This is a genomic window from Nocardia sp. NPDC004278 (assembly GCF_053602975.1).
This window is the reverse complement of sequence record NZ_JBSGEQ010000006.1, coordinates 188113-210179: the sequence shown is the minus strand read 5'-3', so window position 1 is coordinate 210179 and position 22067 is coordinate 188113. Positions and strand designations below refer to the sequence as shown.

The 22067-nt window shown below is 65.3% G+C and carries 19 protein-coding genes and 1 tRNA gene; 7 read left to right on the top strand and 13 right to left on the bottom strand.

Features of this window, described 5'->3' with window-relative positions; translation table 11 throughout:
* Positions 1–191 precede the first annotated feature (191 nt).
* The gene (rfbB, locus tag ACWEO2_RS11980; protein ID WP_452405297.1) at positions 192–1199 is read left to right on the top strand and encodes a dTDP-glucose 4,6-dehydratase; all 1008 of its coding nucleotides are present in this window, start codon (positions 192–194) and stop codon (positions 1197–1199) included.
* Positions 1200–1355: 156 nt separating this feature from the next.
* Here rfbB and ACWEO2_RS11975 read toward each other — a convergent pair whose 3' ends face one another.
* Together ACWEO2_RS11975 and ACWEO2_RS11970 are read right to left on the bottom strand one after the other, a co-directional pair.
* The gene (locus tag ACWEO2_RS11975) at positions 1356–3008 is read right to left on the bottom strand and encodes a DUF2142 domain-containing protein (protein WP_452405296.1); all 1653 of its coding nucleotides are present in this window, start codon (positions 3006–3008) and stop codon (positions 1356–1358) included.
* Positions 3005–3964: a glycosyltransferase gene (locus tag ACWEO2_RS11970; RefSeq protein ID WP_452405295.1), complete on the bottom strand. Its 960-nt coding sequence runs from the start codon at positions 3962–3964 to the stop codon at positions 3005–3007. Before ACWEO2_RS11970 ends, ACWEO2_RS11975 begins: the two co-directional genes overlap by 4 nt.
* A 106-nt stretch (positions 3965–4070) precedes the next feature.
* Between ACWEO2_RS11970 and ACWEO2_RS11965 the strand changes: the two genes are divergently transcribed.
* Together ACWEO2_RS11965 and ACWEO2_RS11960 are read left to right on the top strand one after the other, a co-directional pair.
* A complete protein-coding gene (locus ACWEO2_RS11965; protein WP_452405294.1) occupies positions 4071–4631 on the top strand; it encodes a GtrA family protein in 561 nt (186 codons plus the stop codon).
* 123 nt (positions 4632–4754) lie between these two features.
* Entirely contained in the window at positions 4755–6650 is a 1896-nt protein-coding gene (locus ACWEO2_RS11960) for a glycosyltransferase (protein ID WP_452405293.1), read from the top strand.
* A 196-nt stretch (positions 6651–6846) separates the two neighbouring features.
* Here the strand turns inward: ACWEO2_RS11960 and ACWEO2_RS11955 are convergent, their stop codons facing one another.
* The 8 genes from ACWEO2_RS11955 to ACWEO2_RS11920 form a co-directional block, all read right to left on the bottom strand.
* Positions 6847–7356, bottom strand: a complete 510-nt coding sequence (locus tag ACWEO2_RS11955) for an O-acetyl-ADP-ribose deacetylase (protein ID WP_452405292.1) — start codon at positions 7354–7356, stop codon at positions 6847–6849.
* A gap of 84 nt (positions 7357–7440) precedes the next feature.
* On the bottom strand, positions 7441–8292 hold the full coding sequence (locus ACWEO2_RS11950; protein ID WP_452405291.1) for an SDR family oxidoreductase: 852 nt from the start codon (positions 8290–8292) through the stop codon (positions 7441–7443).
* 185 nt (positions 8293–8477) lie between these two features.
* A complete protein-coding gene (locus tag ACWEO2_RS11945; RefSeq protein ID WP_354959664.1) occupies positions 8478–9212 on the bottom strand; it encodes a hypothetical protein in 735 nt (244 codons plus the stop codon).
* A gap of 125 nt (positions 9213–9337) precedes the next feature.
* A complete protein-coding gene (rsgA, locus tag ACWEO2_RS11940; protein WP_452405290.1) occupies positions 9338–10393 on the bottom strand; it encodes a ribosome small subunit-dependent GTPase A in 1056 nt (351 codons plus the stop codon).
* Between the two features lie 203 nt (positions 10394–10596).
* A complete protein-coding gene (glfT1, locus tag ACWEO2_RS11935) occupies positions 10597–11547 on the bottom strand; it encodes a galactofuranosyltransferase GlfT1 (protein ID WP_452405431.1) in 951 nt (316 codons plus the stop codon).
* 299 nt (positions 11548–11846) lie between these two features.
* On the bottom strand, positions 11847–12686 hold the full coding sequence (wzt, locus tag ACWEO2_RS11930) for a galactan export ABC transporter ATP-binding subunit Wzt/RfbE (protein WP_452405289.1): 840 nt from the start codon (positions 12684–12686) through the stop codon (positions 11847–11849).
* A 13-nt stretch (positions 12687–12699) separates the two neighbouring features.
* Positions 12700–13539 carry a galactan export ABC transporter permease subunit Wzm/RfbD gene (gene wzm, locus ACWEO2_RS11925; protein ID WP_452405430.1) on the bottom strand — a complete coding sequence of 280 codons (840 nt, stop codon included), beginning with the start codon at positions 13537–13539 and terminating at the stop codon, positions 12700–12702.
* Positions 13540–13833: 294 nt separating this feature from the next.
* A complete protein-coding gene (locus ACWEO2_RS11920; protein ID WP_452405288.1) occupies positions 13834–14433 on the bottom strand; it encodes a bacterial proteasome activator family protein in 600 nt (199 codons plus the stop codon).
* Positions 14434–14661: 228 nt separating this feature from the next.
* Here ACWEO2_RS11920 and ACWEO2_RS11915 point away from each other — a divergent pair, with 228 nt between their 5' ends.
* On the top strand, positions 14662–15864 hold the full coding sequence (locus ACWEO2_RS11915; protein ID WP_452405287.1) for a cysteine desulfurase-like protein: 1203 nt from the start codon (positions 14662–14664) through the stop codon (positions 15862–15864).
* Here the strand turns inward: ACWEO2_RS11915 and ACWEO2_RS11910 are convergent, their stop codons facing one another.
* Positions 15865–16869 (bottom strand): NAD(P)H-quinone oxidoreductase, encoded by a 1005-nt coding sequence (locus ACWEO2_RS11910; protein ID WP_452405286.1) that lies wholly within the window; start codon positions 16867–16869, stop codon positions 15865–15867.
* A gap of 339 nt (positions 16870–17208) precedes the next feature.
* Here ACWEO2_RS11910 and ACWEO2_RS11905 point away from each other — a divergent pair, with 339 nt between their 5' ends.
* Together ACWEO2_RS11905 and ACWEO2_RS11900 are read left to right on the top strand one after the other, a co-directional pair.
* Entirely contained in the window at positions 17209–17700 is a 492-nt protein-coding gene (locus tag ACWEO2_RS11905; RefSeq protein WP_452405285.1) for a MarR family winged helix-turn-helix transcriptional regulator, read from the top strand.
* 54 nt (positions 17701–17754) lie between these two features.
* Positions 17755–17839 (top strand) — tRNA-Ser (locus ACWEO2_RS11900).
* Positions 17840–18326: 487 nt separating this feature from the next.
* Here ACWEO2_RS11900 and ACWEO2_RS11895 read toward each other — a convergent pair.
* Both ACWEO2_RS11895 and ACWEO2_RS11890 read right to left on the bottom strand, forming a co-directional pair.
* Positions 18327–18746, bottom strand: coding sequence for a hypothetical protein (locus ACWEO2_RS11895; RefSeq protein WP_452405284.1), 420 nt, complete (start codon positions 18744–18746; stop codon positions 18327–18329).
* A 576-nt stretch (positions 18747–19322) separates the two neighbouring features.
* Positions 19323–19670 carry a hypothetical protein gene (locus tag ACWEO2_RS11890; protein WP_452405283.1) on the bottom strand — a complete coding sequence of 116 codons (348 nt, stop codon included), beginning with the start codon at positions 19668–19670 and terminating at the stop codon, positions 19323–19325.
* A gap of 622 nt (positions 19671–20292) precedes the next feature.
* Between ACWEO2_RS11890 and ACWEO2_RS11885 the strand changes: the two genes are divergently transcribed.
* A complete protein-coding gene (locus ACWEO2_RS11885) occupies positions 20293–21549 on the top strand; it encodes a cytochrome P450 (protein ID WP_452405282.1) in 1257 nt (418 codons plus the stop codon).
* The last annotated feature ends 518 nt before the right edge of the window (positions 21550–22067 follow it).

The window sequence follows — 22067 nt, the reverse complement described above, 5'->3', positions numbered from 1 at the left end:
GACCCGAAGCTTGGTGAGTTCTTTGAAATCACTACGTTGACCATGGTTTTTTGTGGGAATCCGAACTAATCGCTTTTCTTTACAATCGCTTAGCGTGATGAAGTTCACAGATTAGAACTCTCGCTGCGCAGGTGGGCGTAGGGAAGCGGATCCGGCGTCGGCACACTGCCGCGGCGACGTAAGGTCAGGGGGTGCGACTGCTCGTAACCGGCGGGGCCGGGTTCATCGGTGCGAATTTCGTCCAACAGACGGTGGCCGAGCGGCCCGACGCCACGGTAACCGTCCTTGACGCCCTGACCTACGCGGGAAATCGGGCCTCGCTCGAGTCGGTGGCCGACCGCATCGATTTCGTACACGGTGATATCGCCGATCTGGATCTGGTGGACGAACTCGTCAGCGGTGTCGACGCCGTGGTGCACTTCGCCGCCGAATCGCATAACGACAACTCCCTCGCCGAACCGTGGCCGTTCGTGCAGACCAATATCGTCGGCACCTACTCGCTGCTGCAAGCGGTGCGCCGCCATGAGGTGCGCTACCACCATGTCTCCACCGATGAGGTCTACGGCGATCTCACCCCGGACGGGCCCGCATTCGACGAGAACACCCCCTACAACCCGTCCAGCCCCTACTCGGCCACCAAGGCATCGAGCGATCTGCTGGTGCGCGCCTGGACCCGCTCGTTCGGCGTCCGCGCGACGATCTCCAACTGCAGCAACAACTATGGGCCGTATCAGCATGTGGAGAAGTTCATCCCGCGCCAGATCACCAATCTCATCGATGGGGTTCGGCCGCGGCTCTACGGTGCCGGACACCAGGTGCGCGACTGGATCCACGTCGATGACCACAACCGTGCGGTATGGGACATCCTGGAGCGCGGGCGGACCGGCCGGACCTATCTGATCGGTGCCGACGGCGAACTCGACAACAAGTCGGTGGTGCGGATGATCCTCGAGGCCTTCGACCGCGATCCGGACGACTTCGACCATGTCACCGACCGCGCCGGCCACGACCAGCGCTATGCGATCGATGCATCGCTGCTGCGCACCGAACTCGGTTGGACGCCGCGGTATTCGGATTTCCGTGCCGGGCTGGCCGCCACCATCCAGTGGTACCGCGATAACGAGAGCTGGTGGCGTCCGGCCAAGGCCAACACCGAACGCGCGTACGCCGATGCGGGCGAGCGGACCATCAACGCCTGAACTCCCCCGAGCCGCTGGCCGGACCCGGGAGCGCTGAGGTTCAGCTCCCGGGCCGACGGTCGGTGTGCGCCCGGGTTCTGGGTGTACCCAGGTCCTTCCGAAATCAGTTGTCGCCTCGGTCGGCCCGTGGCACGGACCGAGAGCGGCGGGGGTCTGTCAGCCCCAGACGATCGAGTAGTACTTCCAGAGCGCGGCGATCAGGGCCACCAGCGTGGCCGCGATGATCGTGATCGCCGGACCCTTGGCCGGGGTCCGACCGCGGACATCGGTGAGTCGCAATGGCATCCAGCGCAGCAGCACCGCCAGTGCCAGGATCGCCAGCGGTACGAAGTATCGGCCCTGTACGCCGTCGATGATGTAGTAGCCGACCGGGGTGAACGACATGTACAGCGTCACGTAGATCATCGCGACGCTCGCGAGCACGGTCAGCGCCACGATCAGCGTGCGCCGGAAGGTGGCGGTCGCGGTGTTCATCCGGTCCGCGATACCGACGCTCACCGCGAATGCGAGCAGGCAGGCCAGCACCGTCAGGGCGGGGACGTCGATGTAGGCGAAGCCGAGTTCACCGAAGAACTGGGTGAACCACCGCTGGTCGCGCAGTGCGATGCTCTCGCCGAAGACGTTCACGAAATCCAACGGGTCGCTGAGGATGCCGTGCAGCTGATCGCTGGGCCGCACCGAATTCCATTGGTGCGGTGGGCGCATCAGGCCCATACCGTCGGTGGTCGGTGCCGCGATCTTCATCCAGACCGCGAAGGCCGCCGCACCCAATGCCGCGAAACCCCATGGGAGCAGACGCTTCCAGCCGGAATTGCCGCCGAAGGCGAACCGGTCCGTCGGCACCAGCACCACGAGCACGGCCAGTAGTACATAGGTCGGCTTGCTGACCGGCAGCGCGACGGTCGCGGCCAGCAGCGCCGCGGTCTCGACGCGACCGAGGCCGTTGCCGAGGAACAGTGCCTTGACCAGCAGCGTGGAGACCAGAATGGCCAGTGCGTTGGTCAGCGTATCGGCGGTGACGGTGCCCGCCTGGAAGACCGCGATCGGCAGTACGGCGACGGTGAACGCCAGCCACTGCACCCGATGCGCGCGCAGGGCGTAGAGGCCGAATCCGACGAGGGCGAGATAGACGGCCAGGCCCGCCAGGCGGGTCAGCAGCATCATGGCGCCGACATTGAGCCCGAACAGTTCGGCGAGCCGAATGCCGATGGCGGCCGGGATATACGGCACCGGCGAGTAGGCGGCGGTATTGGTGAACCAGACCGCTTCCTCGGTCTTCGACACCGCGGCGCCCTCGAATCGGGCATAGGCGCCGGGATCGGCGACCATCGGATCCGGCTCATCCGGATTGGTCGTGTAATCGTGCAGCGCGTAGCCCATCAGCGCGGTGATGCTCGATGGCACATCGCCGCCGTAGGAGATGCCGCGATTGTCGGGGATCCGCTCGGGTCGGAACCCGCCGTGTGCGACCTGATAGGCGCGACCGAACTGGGTGATCTCGTCGTGGCCCCAGAACGGCGGGGTGATCCACGCGAACAGCGCACCGAAGACCGTGACGATGATGGTGAAGGCGATCGTGGCGGCGCCGAACCGGGCCACGATCCGACGTCCGAAATCGCGCTTCGGATTGTTTGTGGCCGGAGCGTCGCTGTCCGTGCTGCTCGAATCCGGCTCGGTGGCACTGGATTCGGATGCGGACGCGGGCAGTGTCGTCGAATCCCCAACGGCGGTATCGCTATCCGCGCTCAGCGCCGGTTCCGGGTTCGATTCGGTTGCGGCGGTTGCGGTCCGATCCGCCGAGGTGGTCAACGCTCGGCTCCACCGGTGTCATCCGCGCCGACCGCCGAATACCGCAGGTAGACAAGTCGCGCGGCCTCGTGCCGGGAGCGCCGGATGCCATCCAGGATCAGGCCGGCGGTCCAGGCCAGGCTGCCGAGCAGCAGCAGGGTGAAGCCGAGGAACAGTGTCGGGAAGCGCGGCACCTCATGGGTGTTGTAGAACTCGACCACGATCGGGATGGTCAGGATGATCGAGACCAGCCAGCTCAGCGTGCCGAACAGTCCGTAGAACGCGACCGGCCGCTCATGTCTGGCCAATCCGATGATCAGCGCCAGGATCTTGAACCCGTCGTGATAGGTGCGCAGCTTGCTCTCGCTGCCCGCGGGCCGATCACGGAAGCCGACCGGAACCGCGGTCTGCGGCACCCGCAGATGCAGGGAGTGCACGGTCAGTTCGGTTTCGATCTCGAATTCGCGCGAGACGGCCGGAAAGCTCTTGACGAACCGGCGCGAGAACACCCGGAAGCCGCTGAGCATATCCTCCACGTTCTCGCCGAACACCTTGCCGACGACGCCGTTGAGCACCTTGTTTCCGGTCTCGTGGCCGGACCGGTAGGCCGATGCGCCCTGGTCCTGCTTACGCACACCGAGCACATGGTCATAGGGGCCGTCGAGCAGTGTCTTGATCATCAGCGGTGCGGCCGACGCCTCATAGGTGTCGTCGCCGTCGATCATCAGATAGATATCGGCCTCGATATCGGCGAAGGCGCGGCGCACCACATTGCCCTTGCCCTTGGTGTGTTCATGGCGCACGATCGCCCCGGCCGCGCGGGCCCGTTCGGCGGTCGCGTCGGTGCTGAGGTTGTCGTAGACGTAGACGACGATTCCCGGCACGGCGGCCTGCAGGTCGGCGACGACCTTGGCGACCGAAGCCTCCTCGTTGTGGCATGGCACCACTGCGGCAATTCGGAGCTCGGTGGAGTCCACCCGGTCAATCCTCGATGTCGGCGGTGAATGGGGAACACCGGGAGGGTACAGGGCTGCACCGCTTGGTGCTCACTCGGTTCCGAGCCTACTGGGGTACCGTCGCCGAGTGCCTTACCCCGAGCAGCCCGTGTCATTCTCCGAGCGGTCCGGCTCCCCGCAATCGACGCCGGTCGACGCTGCGGAGCCGCCGGTGGACGACTCGCTGACCGCGAAGGTGATCGCCGCGCTGCGGCGCGGTGGTGCGTTCCTGGTGGTCGGCGCGATCGGCTTCCTCGTCGACGCGGGCACCTATAACCTGCTGGTTTTCTGGGGCGGCGAGGGTGTGCTGTACCACGCGCCGCTGCCCGCCAAGATCATCGCGATCGCCGTAGCGACCGTGGTGACCTACTTCGGTAACAAGTGGTGGACCTTCGGGCACAAGAAATCCGACAATCCCGGTCGCGAATATTTGTTGTATGCCGTATTCAACGTGGTCGCTATCGGTCTGCAACTGGGTTGCCTCGGATTCTCCCGCTATGTTCTCGAACTGTCGTCACCACTGTCGGACAACATCTCCGGCACGCTCATCGGCCAGATCGTCGCGGTGGTATTCCGCTATTGGGCCTATGACAAATTCGTATTCGTCGGTTCGGCGCCCACATCAGCTAATAGCGAGCAACATAGATGATGGCGGTGGCCGGGTTGCTGGACAGGCGGTTGCCGAGTCCGGTTGATATCCTCGGCCCCGCCGCGAACGGCCATCCTGGGGCATGTCTGTCCCGTCGGCACCAAAACGATTTCGAGGACCTTCATGGATCAGTCGGCTACCAAAGCCGTTACCGAGACGAATGACCGCCCTTCGACCGCGCCCGCCTCGCTGCGCGCCGATCACCAGGCGCCCGATCGGTTGGTGCTGCAGCGCGGCATCTTCACCGGGCCGTCGGCGAAGGTGAGCGATGAGCTCTACGCCGTCGTCAAGGGCAGAGCGCATCGGGAACGGCTGGAGCTGCGACTGGACAAGGGCGCCTCCGCGCACACCAACACCTATTTCGGGCGGTTCGCGGCCAGCTACTGGCAGCGCTGGACCACGGTCACCGAGGTGTGGGCGACCATGGTGCTGGATGTGACCAAGCGGGCCAGGATTCGGCTCGTCGCCTCCGACATCGCCGGGCACCGCCGGATCATCGACACCGCCGAGGTCACCGCGAGTGGCCCCTTGACCTTGACCGCACCGCTGGACCAGTACGTCGACGGCGGCGCGCTGTGGCTCGAATTCGATGCCATCGGCGGCGAACTCGGCATCTCCGCGCAGACCTGGACAGCGACCGCGCCCGATCACGTGCGCCCCGTCGCCATCGCGATCTGCACCTTCAACCGGGCCGCGGACTGCGCCGAGACGGTGGCCGCACTGGCCTCCGACGCGCCGATACTCGCGGCCATCGACGCGGTGTACGTGGTCGATCAGGGCACCGATCTGGTCGAGAACCAGCCGCGCTTCCAAGAGACCCTGCCGGTCTTCGGTGACAAGCTGCGATACATCCGCCAGCCGAATCTCGGTGGGGCGGGCGGGTTCACCCGCGGTCTCTACGAGGTGTCCGCGGTCAACGAGCACGCCGACGTCATCCTGATGGACGATGACATCCTCTGCGAGCCGGAAACGGTATTGCGGCTCAATGCCTTCGCCAATCTGACCGCGGAACCGACCCTGGTCGGCGCGCAGATGCTGTTCCTGCTCAACCCGGACTACCTCAATGTCGGCGCCGAGGAAGTGCATCTGCACGAACTCAAGCACGGCCAGAAGGTGTCGAAGGCGCTGCGCAACACCAGCATGCTCAAGAAGAACCAGGAGCGCCGCGTCGACGCCGGGTACAACGCCTGGTGGACCTGTCTGATCCCGGCCGAGGTGGTCGCCAAGATCGGGCTGCCGGTGCCGATCTTCTTCCAGTGGGACGATGTCGAATACGGCATCCGGGCCCGCGAGCACGGATTCGTCACGGTCACGCTGCCCAATGCCGCGGTGTGGCATGCCGACTTCTACTGGAAGGACTACGACGACTGGGCGCGCTACTTCAGCACGCGCAATTCGCTCATCGTCGGTTCGCTGCACGCCGATCTCGATGGCAAGGCCATTACCCGCCAGCTGTTCCGCAGTCTGGCCGAACACCTGGTCGCCATGCAGTACGGCCTGGTGCACACCACGCTGCAGGGCATCGAGGATTTCCTCCAGGGCCCGAAGATCCTGCGCGACGGCGGTATCGCGGCCCTGGCCGCCGCCCGCACCGGCCGCGCGGACTACCCGGAGACGATCAAACATCCGGCCGCGACTCCGCCGGTCCGCTCGCCCGATATCCAAATGCGCCGCGCCGGTGGCGAACCGAGCCGGGTGACCGCGGTCCTGATCAAGCGGGCCATCGCCCAGTGGACCGGCCGCACCCAGCACGGCCTGATCGGCGTCACCCGCGAGGACGCGCACTGGTGGCACGTCGCGCTCTTCGACCATGTCGTGGTCACCGATGCCTCACAGTCCGGCGTCCGAATCCGCCAGCGCGACAAGGCCCGCGCCCGCGCCCTGCTGATCCGCACCATCCGCGTCCTGCGCCGCCTGCGCCGCGAGCTGCCCACCCTGACCCGGCAGTACCGCGCCGCCGTCCCCGAACTGACCAGCCGCGAGAACTGGGAGCGCCTGTACGGCATCAAGCCGGACTAGCCCCGAACATTCGCCACGCACCCGTTGCGCGCTACATCCCGGCCTAGCGGACTAGAACTGCTGTCGCACAACCAGTGACTAGCGCGCACAGGGTGTGAGGTCTGCGCGACCGGCACTGGTTATGCGTGATGATCGTTGATCTGCCGATAATTTGCGCGCGGTTCGCGGAACGTGACCGGTCTTCGGGCGCGGCTGTTCAGTGCAGCGCGGTTTCGAATGCGGTGTATGCGCGCTCGTCGAACAGGACGAAGCGAACTTCGGTGAGGTTTGTCGTTGTGCTGCGGACGGTTTCGATGGCGATGCGCGCGCCGTCATCGATCGGCCAGCGGTAGATGCCGGTGGAGATGGCGGGGAAGGCGATGGTCTGGGCACCCAATTCGTCTGCTACCCGCAGTGATTCGCCGTAGCAGGAGGCGAGCAGGGGGCTGCGGTCCTCGGTCGCGGACCAGACCGGGCCGACGGTGTGGATGACCCACTGGGCCGACAGCCGCCCCGCGGTGGTGGCGACGGCCTGACCGGTCGGTAGCCCCTTGCCGTAGTGCGATGCCCGCAGATCACGGCAGGCATCCAGAATTTCGGGACCACCCGCGCGATGGATCGCGCCGTCGACCCCGCCACCGCCGAGCAGCGATGAATTGGCCGCGTTGACGATCGCGTCCACCGACTGTTTCGTGATATCGCCACGGACCAAGATGATGGTGACCACGGTATCGACGGTAGCGGCAAGTAAGGCCATTGCCGAAAGGCCACCCTCGGCCGGTGTGGCGCGGGCGAGGGTGGCCGCCGTCGGTCAGAGGAACAGGTCGGTGGTCAGTTCGGAATCGCCGGGGACCACCCGGTACTTGTCGAGGTCGGTGATGCCGTGGGCGGCCAGGACCTCGTCATCGAGGAAGAAGTTGCCGCTGGTCTCCTTCGACGGCGAGGTGAGCACCAGGTAGGCGGCGTCGGCGTAGATATCGGGGGTGCGGGAGGTGGCGATCATCTCCTCGCCGCCGAGCAGATTCTTCACCGCGGCGGTGGCGATGGTGGTGCGCGGCCACAGCGAGTTGACCGCGATGCCGTCGCCCTTGAGTTCCTCGGCCAAACCCAGTGTGGTGAGCGACATTCCGTACTTGGCGATGGTGTAGCCCAGTGCCATGCCCGCCCACTTCGGGTCCAGGTTGAGCGGCGGGGACAGGGTCAGGATGTGCGGGTTGCGGCCCGCCGCGGCCGATTCGCGCAGCGCGGGAATGCTGAGCTTGGCGAGCAGGAAGCTGCCGCGGCAGTTGATGTCCTGCATGAGGTCGTACTTCTTCATGGAGATGGCGTCGGTGGGCGAGAGGTCGATCGCCGACGCGTTGTTGACCACGATATCGATGCCGCCGAAGCGCTCGACGGTCTGCCGCACGGCCTCGGCGACCGACTCATCGATGCGCACATCGCCGACGAAGGGCAGTACCGTGCCGCCCGCCGCCTCGAGCTCCGCCGCCGCGGTATGGATGGTGCCGGGGAGCTTGGGATGGGGCTGGTCGGTCTTGGCGATCAGGGTGATATTCGCGCCGTCGGCCGCGGCTCGCCTGGCGATCTCCAGACCGATGCCGCGGCTGCCGCCGGACATGATCATCGTCGCGCCCGCGAGCGGCTTGGATCCCGGTTCCGTCATGACCTGCTCCTGTCGTCGATGCCGCGGGTGGGTGCGCCCGCGGCCGTGCTGACCCGGTGGGCGACCTGCGAGCAGTCGCCAGCGGGTGTTGTGCAGGTTAAGCGTAACCCAGATTCTTATGCAACCAGTTGCATAGGATGCTAGAAAAAAGGCGCCGGAAATCCGACGCCTTTCCGTCCCACCTGTCAGATGCTGGAGGCTCCGGCGATCAACAGGATGTTCAGCAGGATGATCAGCGCCGCGAAGGCCCAGGTGATGTAGATGAAGACGACGCCGGGCGTCTTCTGCGGAACCGGGCCGATCGCGCCATTGAGGAAGATGATCGCGGGCGGCTTGTAGTAGAACCGCGCGCCCTGACCTTCCTGAACCACCGCCGTCGCATTCGCCGGGCCCATATCGAACAGCCAGGGCGTGGTAACCCGCACGTGGTACTGACCGGGACCGACCGGTATGTGGTTCTGTCCCCACCGCGTATTCGGCACCCGCTGACCGTTCACCAGAATCTTCGGCTTGGTTATCGCCAGCAGGAAGGAGAACCATTCATAGGAGGCCTCGACGGTGATTCCGGGCGGGGCCGGAGGTGCGCCGTAGCCCGCCTGTTGCGGGGCCGGTTGCCCATAGGGCGCGGGTGGCTGGCCGTACGGTTGCTGGCCGTAGGGCGGAGCGGGCTGACCGTACGGTTGCGGCTGCGCGAGGTGCGGCTGGCTGCCGTACTGCGGTTGCGGAATATGCGGCTGGCTGCCATAGGGCGGCTGCGGAATATGCGGTTGGCTGACCGGTGGTTGCCCGGCGGGCGGCGCATACTGCGGTGGCGCACCGTAGGGATTCGGCGCGCCCTGTGGCGCAGGCTGACCATACGCGGGCTGTCCGGGCCATTGCCCGGGCTGGCCCTGAGGCGGATACCCGCCGGGGTAACTCATCGGAACCCTCCCGTTTAGCGATTGTGCGTGCCGACCCTACCGTGTTGCTGCGGGGTTCGCTGGGCCCGTCGGGGCGCGCCGGCCGCCTGCCCGGCCTGTCGCTCCCCGCCGGGTATGCGGTCGAATCAGCGTTGCGAGCCGCGCTCCTGGTAGAACTGCCGCTGCTGCTTGCGGATGCCGCGCCACACCTTCGCGCGTTCGGCCGCCAGCCGCTTATCCGATCGCGCTGCGTTCCAGGCGTTTTCCCGTTCGAGCCTGCGGTAGCTGTCGAAGCGCCGCTGGGTGAGCGCGCCGTTGTCGATGGCCTGCTGTACCGCGCAGCCGGGTTCGCCGTTGTGCGCGCAGTTGTCGAATCGGCATTGCGCCGCGAGGGATTCGATATCGCTGAAGGTCTTCTCGATGCCTTCGGCCGCATCCCAGATGCCGATGCCGCGCAGTCCGGGCGTATCGATCAGGGTGCCGCCGCCGGGCAGCGGCCGCAGCTCCCGATGCACGGTGGTATGCCTGCCCTTCTTATCCGCCGCGCGAACGGCACCGGTGGCGAAGACTTCCTGGCCGAGCAGGGCATTGGCGAGCGTCGATTTCCCGACGCCGGAAGGACCGATCAGCGCGACGGTGCCGTCGAGCATCGCGGTGAGCACATCCAGTCCGTATCCGCTGTCCGCGCTGACCGCGAGCGCGACCGCACCGGGTGCGACGGCCTGCACCTCATCGAGCGGAATATCCAGCGCCGCATCCGCTTTGGTGAGCACCACGACCGGCTGCGCGTTGCTCTCCCAGGCCAGTGCGAGCATCCGCTCGATTCGGCCGAGATCGATATCGCCATCGGCCGCACTGCAGATCAGCACGGTATCGACATTCGCGGCGAGCACCTGGCCCTGTGCGCGGCGGTCCGCGGCCGAGCGCATGATCGCGCCCCGGCGCGGAAGCAGTTGTCGCACATTCAGTTCGGCATCGATGCTCACCCAATCACCCGTGCACAATCCGCTGATCTCGGAATTGGGCGTATTCAACCGCGGGCAGCGGGCACGCGCGGATCCGGTCGACGTTGCGACATCGCATTCGCTGCGATCCATCCGGATCACCCGGGCCGGTACACACCCGTCTTCGATGAGCACGGCATATTCGTTGGCAACGGCTTCGGTCCAGCCGTAAGGGACGAGAAGGTCGTGGTCGACCATGATGGAAGGAATCCTTCGTCGGGCGCCGAGCCCGAACCGGACTCAGCGAGAGGTATCTGAGGTGGAAATCCGTGCGGCAGCGTGCGTTTGCGCAGCTGACCCGGGCACGACAAACTCAACGTTGCGTGTCACGATTTCCACCTCCTCACTCATCTCTCGACGTTGTTCGCCCACTTTGGCACAGCGCGGAAACCCCGCGCAACCTATTTTTCGCCGGGGGTCTTCGCATCCGGATCGGGCTTGCCGAACTGCTCGTTGCGGCCCAGGCTGCGCAGGTGGAACCATTCGCGCAGACCGGCCGGATCGCGGCGGGTGACCAGGAAGAACCAGGAGAAGCGGATCCATTCCTGGGGAAGCAGTTTGCGCATGCCGGGCTGGGACATCAGATAGCCGCGGTTGCGGTAGGTGAAGTAGCGCTTGACCGGGTCGTCCGGATATTGCGTGTGCATGCGGCCACCGAGGATCGGCTTGAATTCGGCAGCGCCATTGGGATGCAGGTAGGCCGTCTGCAGGCAGGTGCCGAAGGGCAGGCCGGAGCGGACCAGCCTGCGGTGCACCTCGACCTCATCGCCGCGCACGAACAGCCGCAGATCGGGGACGCCGATCAGATCTACCGCCTTGGCCGAGACCAGCGCGCCGTTGAAGAGCGAGGCGATGCCGGGCAGGAAATCCTCATCGCCCAGTTCGGAACGTAGCCGCCGCCAGACCACCCCGCGGCGCAGCGGGAAGGCGAGGCGATCGGGTTCGTCGATATCGCAGACCACCGGCGATACCTCGACCAGGCCGTACCGCTGCGCGCAATCGAGAAGGGTGGCAAGGACTTCCGAACCGTCGGGGCGGCCGTCGTCATCGGCCAGCCACACCCAGTCCGCGCCGAGGGTCAGCGCGTGCAGCATGCCGAGCGCGAAACCACCAGCGCCGCCGAGATTATGGGCCGAGCCGAGGTAGGTGCATTCCAGCGGCTGCTGGGCGACCAGATCGGCGACCTCGGGTTCGTTGCCATTATCGACCACGATCAGGTGGTCCACCGGGCGGCTCTGGGAGGCAAGGACTTTCAGGGATTCGGCGAGCAGTTCAACGCGTTTGTGGGTGACGACGACGGCGACGATCTTGGCATCGGGGCCGGTGCTGGCGGGGGTGCGGGCGGCTTCGATCTGCGCTGGTGACGGGTCATCGGAGTCGTCGGCCAGGTCGTCCGGGATCGGCCGGGCCCGGTCGTCCGCGGATCGAGGCTCCGTGGCGTCCGTGGTTTGCGCTGCCGCATCGTTTGCGGGCTGCGGCGCTGCGTTGTGCGGCGCTGCGTCGTGCGACGCGGGGTCGTGTGGCGCGGGGTCGTGTGGCGCGGGGTCGTTCGCCGGGGCGGCCGGGGTCGGTGCGTCGGAATCTGCTGGCACGGAGTCGATCGGGGCCTCGCGCCCCGCGTCGATCGAGGCGTTCTGCTCGGTCGGCTCACTCATGCCTGATTCCGCTCCAATTCTCGCTCGGTTCCCATTGTCCGTTCCGCTTCCATTTCCCGCAGCACGGTGGCGACATGATTCCCCGCCTCGGGGCCCTCGTAGGCACGCACCACTTCTTCGATACCGCCGCGCAGGCGGATCTGCCCGTGGTCGACCCACATGGCGGTATCACAGAGCTGGGCGAGAAATTCGTTGGAATGGCTGGCGAACACCAGGATGCCCGAGCGGGCCACCAGTGATTGCAACCGGAGCCGCGCCTTCTTCATGAATTCGGCGTCCACCGCGCCGATACCCTCGTCGAGCAGCAGGATCTCCGGATCGATCGAGGTCACCACGCCCATTGCGAGCCGCACCCGCATACCCGTGGAATAGGTGCGCAGCGGCATGGACAGATATTCGCCGAGTTCGGTGAAATCGGCGATCTCATCGATCTTCGCCAGCATCTGCTTGCGCGTCTGCCCGAGGAAAAGCCCGCGGATGATGATGTTCTCGAAGCCGGAGATCTCCGGATCCATGCCGACGCCGAGGTCGAAGACCGGTGCCACCCGGCCGCGGATGCGCGCGCTGCCGCGCGAGGGCTCATAGATTCCCGAGAGCAGCCGCAGCAGTGTCGATTTGCCCGCGCCGTTGTGGCCGACCAGGCCGACCCGGTCACCCTCTTTCAGCGAAAGGGTGATGTCGCGCAGCGCTTCCACCACCACGACATCGGACTGATTGCGGCCGATCGCCCCGCCCGCCTTGCCGAGAAACGCCTTCTTCAGCGACCGCGATTTGGCGTCGAAGATCGGGAATTCGACCCACGCCTGGCGGGTTTCGATACTCACATGGTCGGTCATCGGGCCCGATCTCCTATACCCAGTACGGCACGCGCGAACGGTACTGCTTCATGGCGAAGATCGCTACGATCCAGCCGACCACGGTGATGGCGCCGACGATCACCCAGTGATACAGATGCTGATCGTCACCGAGCAGCGGCGCGCGGACGATCTCCAGATAGTGGAAGGTCGGCACGATTTCGGCCAGCTTGGCGCGCTCGCTCACCTGACCGCCCTGCGACTGCAGACTTTTCGTATTCCACATGACCGGAGTCAGCACGAAAAGCATCAGCGTGAGGCTGCCGAGGATCGGCGCGATATCGCGGTAGCGGGTGCTGAAGATGCCGAACACGATCGAGACCCACATCGAGTTCAGGAACACCAGCCCCAGCGCGGGAATGGCGAAAATCGCGGTCCAGTGCAGTTTTTCCCAAACCCCGAAGGCGACCAGCACCACCAGATAGATCAGCATGTTGTGCGCGAAGAACAGCAGCTGCCGCCAGACCAGGCGATAGACGTGCACGCTCAGCGCCGAGGGCAGCTGTTTGATCAGCCCCTCATTGGCGATGAACACCTCCGAGCCCTCGAGGATGCTGGCCTGGATCACATTCCAGACGATGATGCCGATGGCCACATACGGCAGATAGTCCTTGATCGACTGATCGAGCAGCGCCGCGTACAGAATGCCGATCGCGGCGGCCTGCACACCGGTCGCGATGGTGATCCAGAACGGACCGAGCACCGACCGGCGGTAGCGCTGTTTGATGTCCTGCCAGCCCAGCGACAACCAGAGCTCGCGCTGGGCGAAGCCGCCGCGGAAGTCGTTGAACGCGCGACCGAAGGTCTGCGAGTCCGAGACGATCGGTGTTTCGATCGCCGCGGACTGTGCGTCCTCGGCTTGTTCGGTCGGCTGATCGACCGGGGTGGCATCCGCGGCTGCGGTGTTCTCGTCAGGTCGCACGGTTTCGGGACTCTCGTCGGAACGTGCTTGGCTGGTATCTGAACGCACTGAACTCTCTTCAGGACGATCCGGGCTGTCTTCGGGACGCGCCGTATTTACATCGGTAACCGAGTCGGGGCGAGCGGCAGCGGACGGCACGGTGCTCGACACTACCCTCGTAAATTCCAACCGATCCGGCTGGCACACACTGGCCGGGCGCGGCGCGGCTCAGAGATATTGTCCGGATCCGCCGGTGGCCGGGTTCCCGCGCGGGTCGGTCGCGTGGATGCCGGGCGGCAGCGCCCCCTGCCGCATCTGCTCCAACTGCGCCCGCGCCGCCATCTGCTGCGCGAACAGCGCCGTCTGAATGCCGTGGAACAGGCCCTCCAACCAGCCCACGAGCTGGGCCTGGGCGATGCGCAGTTCGGCATCGGAGGGGATGGCGTCATCGGTGAACGGCAGCGTGAGCCGCTCGAGCTCTTCGCGCAATTCCGGGGCGAGACCCTGTTCGAGTTCGCGCACCGAGGATTTGTGGATCTCGCGCAACCGGGTCCGGCTGGCGTCGTCCAGCGGAGCCGCGCGCACTTCTTCCAGCAGCTGCTTGATCATGGTGCCGATGCGCATGACCTTCGCGGGCTGCTCGACCATATCGGCCAGCGATTCCTCGGCGTCTTCCTTATCGTCCGAATTGCCGGATTTATCGTCGCCGTCGGTCACGACCTGCGCGGTGAAGGGCGTGTCGGTGCCGGACTCCGCCGGGATGGCCAGCGGCCTGCCGTCGGGCCCGATCACGACAATGGATTCCGGTGCTCCGTCCGATTGCGTCATGGTCCCCATCATGTCGCGTCCGCCGCGAACGCGCTAAGTCGGTCGCCTTCCATCAGGTCACCGGGTCGGTGCCGCGGCCGGGAGGCGACGTCTATTCTGTTCGGGTCGTGTGGTTCGGATTTGCTGAAAGTCGGTTGCCATGCTGAGTCCCAGTTCACTGCACCCCCGCCCGCCGGCGAGGGGGAACGCGGTTACCCAGGCTCGCCCGCGCCCCTTAGAGTGGCCAACATGACTTACGACGTCGCAAGGGTGCGGGGCCTGATACCGTCCCTGGGCGACGGGTGGATCCATCTCGACCCGCAGGGCGGAATGCTGGTCCCGGATTCGGTATCTCGTGCCGTATCAACAGGTTTCCGAACCTCCTCGTTTTCCCATATCGGTCGCAACGGTGCCGCCGTGCGCAGTGCCGCGATTCTGGAGGCGGCCCGCGAGGCCGTCGCGGATCTGGTCGGCGGTGATCCGGCGGGCGTCGTGCTCGGGCCGGACCGCGCGGTGCTGCTGGCCTGGTTGGCGGAGTCGCTGAGTTCGCGCCTCGGCCTCGGCACCGGGATCGTGCTGTCGCGATTGGACGATGAGGCCAATGTCGCGCCGTGGTTGCGGATCGCGAATCGCTACGGCGCCCATGTGCGCTGGGCCGAGGTGGAGATCGAGACCTGTGAGATGCCGTCGTGGCAGTTCGAGGAACTGATCGGCCCGACCGCCCGGCTCGTCGCGCTGACCGCGGCATCGCCGATCGTCGGTTCCGCGCCCGCGGTGCGCGTCGCTGCGGATCGGGTGCACGAGGTGGGCGGGCTGCTCGTGGCCGACTGCTTCGGCGCCGCGCCCTATGCCCTTATTGATATCGACGAACTCAATGCCGATGTGATCGCGCTGAGCGCGCCCGCGTGGGGTGGTCCGCAGATCGGCGCGCTGGTCTTCCGCGATCCGGCCTTCCTGGACCGGATTCCGTCGATGTCGTTGAACCCCTATGCCAAGGGCGCCGAGCGCCTCGAGGTCGGCGGCCATCAGTACGCACTGCTCGCCGGGCTGACCACCTCCATCGATTTCCTCGCCGGTCTCGACGAACGGGCCAGGGGCTCGCGCCGCGAGCGGCTGGAGGTCTCCATTACCTCGCTGCAGGACTACCACGATCAGCTCTTCGAGCACCTGATGGATGTGCTCGACAAGATCGCCAACCTGACCGTTATCGGCCGCGCCTCCACCCGCATCCCGACCGTCAGCTTCACCATGGCGGGCATGCAGGCCGAGAAGGTCGCCGCCAAACTCGCCGACGCCCGCATCGGCACCCTCAGCGGTGTGCACGGCGGCAGCCGCCTGCTCGACGCCCTCGGCGTCAATGACGAAGGCGGTGCGGTAACCGTCGGTTTGGCCCCGTACACAACGAAATTCGAAATCGACCAACTCGGCCGCGCCCTCGCCGCGCTGGAGTGACTAGACGTCCCTGACGTTCAGGACCACCTTGCCGAAGGTTTCGGCGGAGTCGAGCAGCCGGTGGGCCTCGGCGGCCTCGGTGATCGGCAGTTCGGCGTGCACAACCGGAACTATCGTGCCGTCGGCGATCAGCGGCCAGACGTGGCGGTTCAGTTCGGCGATGATGGTGGCCTTGCTATTGGCGCCGGTGGTGGGCCGGTTGCGGACGTTATTGGCGTGAATCGTGCCCCATTTGCCCAGCAGCGCACCGAGATTCAGCTCGGCGGCGACCCCGCCCTGCATGCCGATCACCACCAGGTGGCCGTGCTTGGCCAGCGCCTCGACATTGCGTGCGAGATAGGCGGCGCCCATGATGTCGAGGATGATATCCGCGCCCGGACCGCCGGCACCGGACTCCTCGGCGCGGATCGCGGCCACGAAATCGTCCTCGCGGTAATTGATCAGCACGCTCGCGCCCAATTCGCGGCACTGTTTCAGTTTCTCGGTCGAGCCCGCGGTCACCGCGACGCGTGCGCCCTGGCTGAGCACGACCTGAATGGCGTGGGTACCGATGCCGCTGCCGCCGCCGTGGATCAATACCAGCTGTCCGGCGTGCAGTCCGGCGGTCATCGCGAGATTCGACCAGACCGTCGCGGCCGCCTCGGGCAGCGCCGCCGCGGCGGCGAGATCGAGCCCATCGGGCACCGCGAGCACCTGGGTCGCGGCGACCACGACCTTTTCCGCATATCCGCCGCCGGACAGCAGCGCGCACACCCGGTCACCGACCTGCCACTCCCGCACACCGTCACCGACCTCGGCAATGACGCCCGAGCACTCCAACCCCATGACCTCGCTGGCCCCGGGCGGTGGCGGATAGAACCCCTTCCGCTGCAACAGATCCGCGCGATTGACCCCCGCGGCGGCAACCTCGATCAGCACCTCGCCGTGTCCCGGCACCGGATCGGCCGCCTCGCCCCACTCCATCACCTCGGGTCCGCCGAACCCGTTCAGCTTGATAGCGCGCACCGCCCCATCCTGCCTCGGCCATCGCCCAGCCGCACCCGAACCCCCGGCAAACGCGGCCCGCCGGGCGGAAGTACGGCGAGCATGCTGCGAAAGGCGAGGACGCGATGCGGGCCGCCATCCGCACCTGACTCGGCCTGTTGGCAATCATGCATTGCGCCCCGCCGAACTGGCCTACCTGCGGGAATGGACCGATCTGCCGATCGCGGTGAGGGGCATCCTGACGCTCGCCAGGTGGTGGACGCTGGCGCCGACGCGGCGATCGTCAGCATTGGTTTGATCACATGTCCAAGTGATTCGGCGATCCGTTTCCCCAGTTCAGGCGGGCTTAGAATAGGTATCGTGCAACCCGAAACGAGCAGCATCGCGCCCGTTGAGCCGCGGTGGCTCTCAACATCGCAGCAACGTGCCTGGCGGGCGTATATGGATGGCAACCAGCGCTTGGCAACGGCGCTCAACCGCCAGCTGCAACGCGATTCCGATCTCACCCTCGCCGAGTACCGGATCCTCGTCCTGTTGTCCGAGGCCCCGGACCGTTCACTGCGGATGAGCGAACTGGCCGACGGCGTGCTTTCCTCGCGCAGTCGGCTCACCCACCAGATCCGCCGCCTGGAGTCGCAGCGGATGGTCCGACGCAATACCTGCCTCGAGGACGGCCGCGGCGTAATCGCCGAACTCACCGACGAGGGCATGCGCCGCCTGGAGGCCGCCGCCCCCGGCCACGTCGAGGCCGTCCGCCGCAACTTCATCGACCTGCTCGATTCCCAGCAGCTCGAGGTGGTGGGCGAGGTCTTCACGCGGGTAGACCACGAGATCGGCAGCGGCGCCGACTGACCCGGCACCACCCCTCGACGAGCGCCCCGGCCCGCCGGGTACTCTCGTTGGCCTGGAGACGTGGCAGAGCGGCCGAATGCACTCGCCTTGAAAGCGAGCGTCGCGAGAGCGACCGGGGGTTCAAATCCCTCCGTCTCCGCAACGGTTTTCGTCGATTACTCGTCGCATGCCTGGATCGAGGTCTGGTCGATGGTGCGGTCGTCGCGTAGGTCCGCGACCGGGCTGGCCAGTAAACGGACGCCGTCTGGGTACTGACACATGACAGCGACATAATGCCGTCGACCGCGCGCTCTCCAGCTTGTGGGTCATATCCCGGCTGTAGACGTCGTTCAACATTTCGGATATCGCTGGGCGGCCGCACAGAACTCGCGGGGTGCTGGGCTGGGCTTGGTGCTGCATGTGGACAAGACCTACGGTCCGCCCGATCTCCGCGTTTTCCATTGCAGCACAATGGCACTCACCTCGATCTGATACCGAGCGCCCGGTTGGCTCATGAGCCGCGTTCGTTCGGCGAAAGGCCAGCACCCATCAATTCACCGGTGGTGCGACTTCGAGATCGTGCCCGTGTTGTAATTGTGTCGCGGGTCGATTGAGATATGTCCTTGCCTGTCAGTCGATTTGCGGAACTAGCTCAACGATTCTGCATAAGCCCGAGCGTCAATGGCTTCCAGGGTGGCGATCTCGGCGTCGTCAATTGCCATCAAGGCATAGTCGATCGAAGCCGAGGCATAGCCCTCTGCGTCGTCGGCTCGGCGACTTGCGACCTTCCGGTCGTGAATGTCTTTCTTGGCCGCAATAGTGTTCTTGATCTTCTCGATCCGCTTGTTGTGCTCCGCCTGGAGTGTTCCCCAGTCGGAAGCCGCGGCAGCCTTCCGCGCTGCGATATCCGCCTTGAAATTATCCTGCCTGACTTTTGCCTGCGCTTTGGCGGAGTTGATAGCGGCATCCACTTTCTGCCCAGTTTCTTTCTGGGCCGCCACTATCTCCTGTTCTGCGTGCTGTGCGTGGTCTTTAAGTTCTTGTACTTTTTCTGAAATCTTCGTCATGACCCTCTTTCCTTTCATTTCCTAATATATCCACGAATACTATTATAGTCGTGGTGAACTTGAACGACAAGATGCGACGAATGTGTATCTCGAATCCCGTATACCATCGAGTAAAGGAAAGGAAAATTGTAATTGGTGGCGGTCCGGCCGGCGCGTCATCGTCTCTGGCGTATTTCGTTGTGGCGCAGTGTGTTAATGCCGCCTCCGTCCTATGAGTCATTTGTCGAGTTGGTGGTTGCCCAGGCCGCGGAGACAGCCGCGTTCGGAATCCGAACGCACGGCGGGAAGGTCGGCCCAGGCGCAATGGCATTGTTCACGAAAGCATGTCTATTCCGTGTAATCGGATCGAATTCCGTCCCAATGATTTCCAGCTTTCATGCTGATAGAAAGTGCGCCCGAAGGGATTCGAACCCCTAACCTGCTGAGCAGGCCCGCATCCTCGACCACGAGCAATCCACCCAGCTCGCGACCGGAGCCATCGAGGTCGACCGGACCGTCAGCGCGATCGGCTACGTCGGCCTGGCCAACAGAACCTGTTCGGGTCCGAGTCGAGCCTGACCTGCCCGGGCGATCTGGCTAGCTCTGCTCCCACGCGGCGACCGGCAGCGACAAGTAGACCCCGAAATCGTCCAGTCCTGTCGCCTGCTCGATATCTGCATGCAGCCGCTCGACCCGCTCCTGCCTATTGTCGGCCCGGCTGGCGAACCACTTCGACCGCACCTCGATCACCACATCCAGCCCGCTGCGATCGAACCGACCCAACTCCCGGAATCGAATCTCGACATCTCCCGGCCGCAGATTCGAGTCGTATGGTTCCTCCGGGCATTCGACCGCCACCGACACCAGATGCGGAAGTTGTTGCGCGAGTTCCCGAAGAATCGTCTCGGGGACACGCGGTGCATAGGTCACCTCGATCAACGGCACGCCGAGAGTGTATCGCCCGCCCGCCCCGTAATCAGGGCTCGGCGATGTCGCCCGCCACAGAGCCAACAACCACCAATCTGTCCAGGTCCGAGGTCAAGCTTCTGGTGAAGCCGAAACGTCAAGCGTCCCTGGAAACCCGATACCTGTCTGCGTGACGGACTGCGCGCGGCTACCGAGATGACTCAATTGCCGACCGAAGGAACCCGCGATACGCGGCATTGCAGGCCTGAGCAAGCACAAGCTCGAGTCGTTGCAGGCCAACCACATTCGGACATGGTTGAGCAGGCTCGGTGAGCAGTGCCGGTGCTGCGCGCAGAAGTAGGGATGCCGTACCGGTGGAAAAGGGTTGGGCACGATGTTGTGCCTGTAAACCGGTCGGCGAGCAGTTCCCAAGTGTGTTCTGTCCCAGGAGGTTTCGTGCGGGTCTGTGCCTTTCCGCTGCCTCCGAACATCTGATCCGTCTCGCAACTCGCCCTGTCCTCGTCTCGGCTCGCGCGAAAACCACGTCGGTGTACTGTCCCTGACGACCACCGCGCTCGATGCCGAGCGAGCGGCACACCTATGTGTTGTCGCTGATCACGCTTGTCGAGTGCTTGTTTCGTCATCGTCTGGAGTCACGCATTTGAGTACAACGCTGTCCCCCGACCAGCCAGAGACCCCTGCTGTGGCATCCGCATCGCCCGGCGACACCGACGGGCCCCGCTTCCCGCTGTACTCCCCGGAGTTCTCCTCCGATCCGCACCGCGTCTATCGCGATATGCGCGACCGCTACGGTTCGCTCGTGCCGGTGGAACTGGCTCCGGGGGTTCCCGCGACGCTGGTGATCGGCTACTACCAGGCGCTGCGGATCCTCAACGACCCTGACCGGTTCCCGGCCGACCCACGCATCTGGGAAAAGGACATCCCCCACGACTGCCCCGTACTGCCGATCCTGCAATACCGGCCGACCGCGGTGCACAGCGCCGGAGCCGAACATACCCGGTTCCGTCAGGCGAACACCGCTGCCCTCGCGGGCGTCGACCTCTACGCCATGCGCACCACCGTGGCGCGGATCGCGGTGTCGCTGATCAACACATTCTGCGAAGCCGGTTCGGCGGATCTGATCAGCCAGTACGCGTTCCCGCTCACCTTCGCCGTGGTCAACGACATACTGGGCTGCTCGGCGCAGATCGGGCAGCGCGTCACAACCGCCATGGCGGCGATCTTCGAAGGCATCGAAGCGCAGCAGGGAATCCAGATGTTCACCGAGGCGCTGTCGGAGCTGGTTGCCCTCAAGCGCGCCCACCCCGGCGACGACGCCACCACGCGGCTGCTGAACCACCCGGCCGAGCTCGACGACATGGAGATGGTCCACCAGCTGGCCAACCTCTACGGGGGCGGCATCGAACCGACACTCAACCTGATCATCAACACCCTCCGGCTGATCCTTACCGACGAACGATTCGCCGGCGGCGTCCTCGGCGGTAGCCTGCAAACCCGCGACGCTCTCGATGAAGTGTTGTTCACCGACCCACCATTCGCCAACCACTGCCCCAGCTACCCGCGGCAGCCGACTCTGATCGACGATGTCTGGTTGCCTGCTCATCAGCCGATCATCATCAGTATGACGGGCTGCAACACCGATCCCGGGGTGAATATCGGCGAGTACACGGACAACCGCTCGCACCTTGCGTGGGGTGCGGGACCGCATGCGTGCCCTGCCCGCGACGTCGCCTATCTGGTCGCTCAGGATGCCATAGACCAGCTTCTGGACGCCCTGCCCGATATCCAATTGGCCGTGCCCGCCGACCGATTGACCTGGCGGCCCGGGCCCTTCCATCGAGCCTTGGCGTCGCTGCCCGTGACCTACCCGAAATCCTCTCCACTGGAGGCGATTTGAGCGACGCGAAGCGCCCTTCACGCACCCGGACCGAAGTCGGATCATGGGGCCACGAGAAGGCGGGAACCCAAGCCACGATGTGAATCGCTAGGCGTGAGGTTCGTCGTGTGCCTGCCCAGCTGCTCGGTCGTGCGCGGAGTGGGCTCATGAAGATCAAAGGGCGGGTTGGCCTGAAGGGCCGCCGCCCCTTGACCACCCGTACCGGTGGGATCGTCAGTCCACGAAAGCTCAGTGGTCAACTCCGTAAGGCGCGGGGTAGCAACTTCGCGTGGGTGACGCCGAAACATTCCGCAAACAGTCGGTACGAGGGTGAAGCGCAAGAAGGGGTTGGCGGCCGCGTCCGAACAGCTGCAACATGGCTCCAAGGCGATCACGGAACCGGTTCTATGTGGACGCCCCGGAGGAAGTGACGGACTATACCGATGCCCCGGCTGGGGGGTCCGGGGGCGAAGCCCGCCGGGCGGGGTGTGGGGGTTGCACCCCCACAAAACATGACGAAACGAGCAACGGCTCACGCT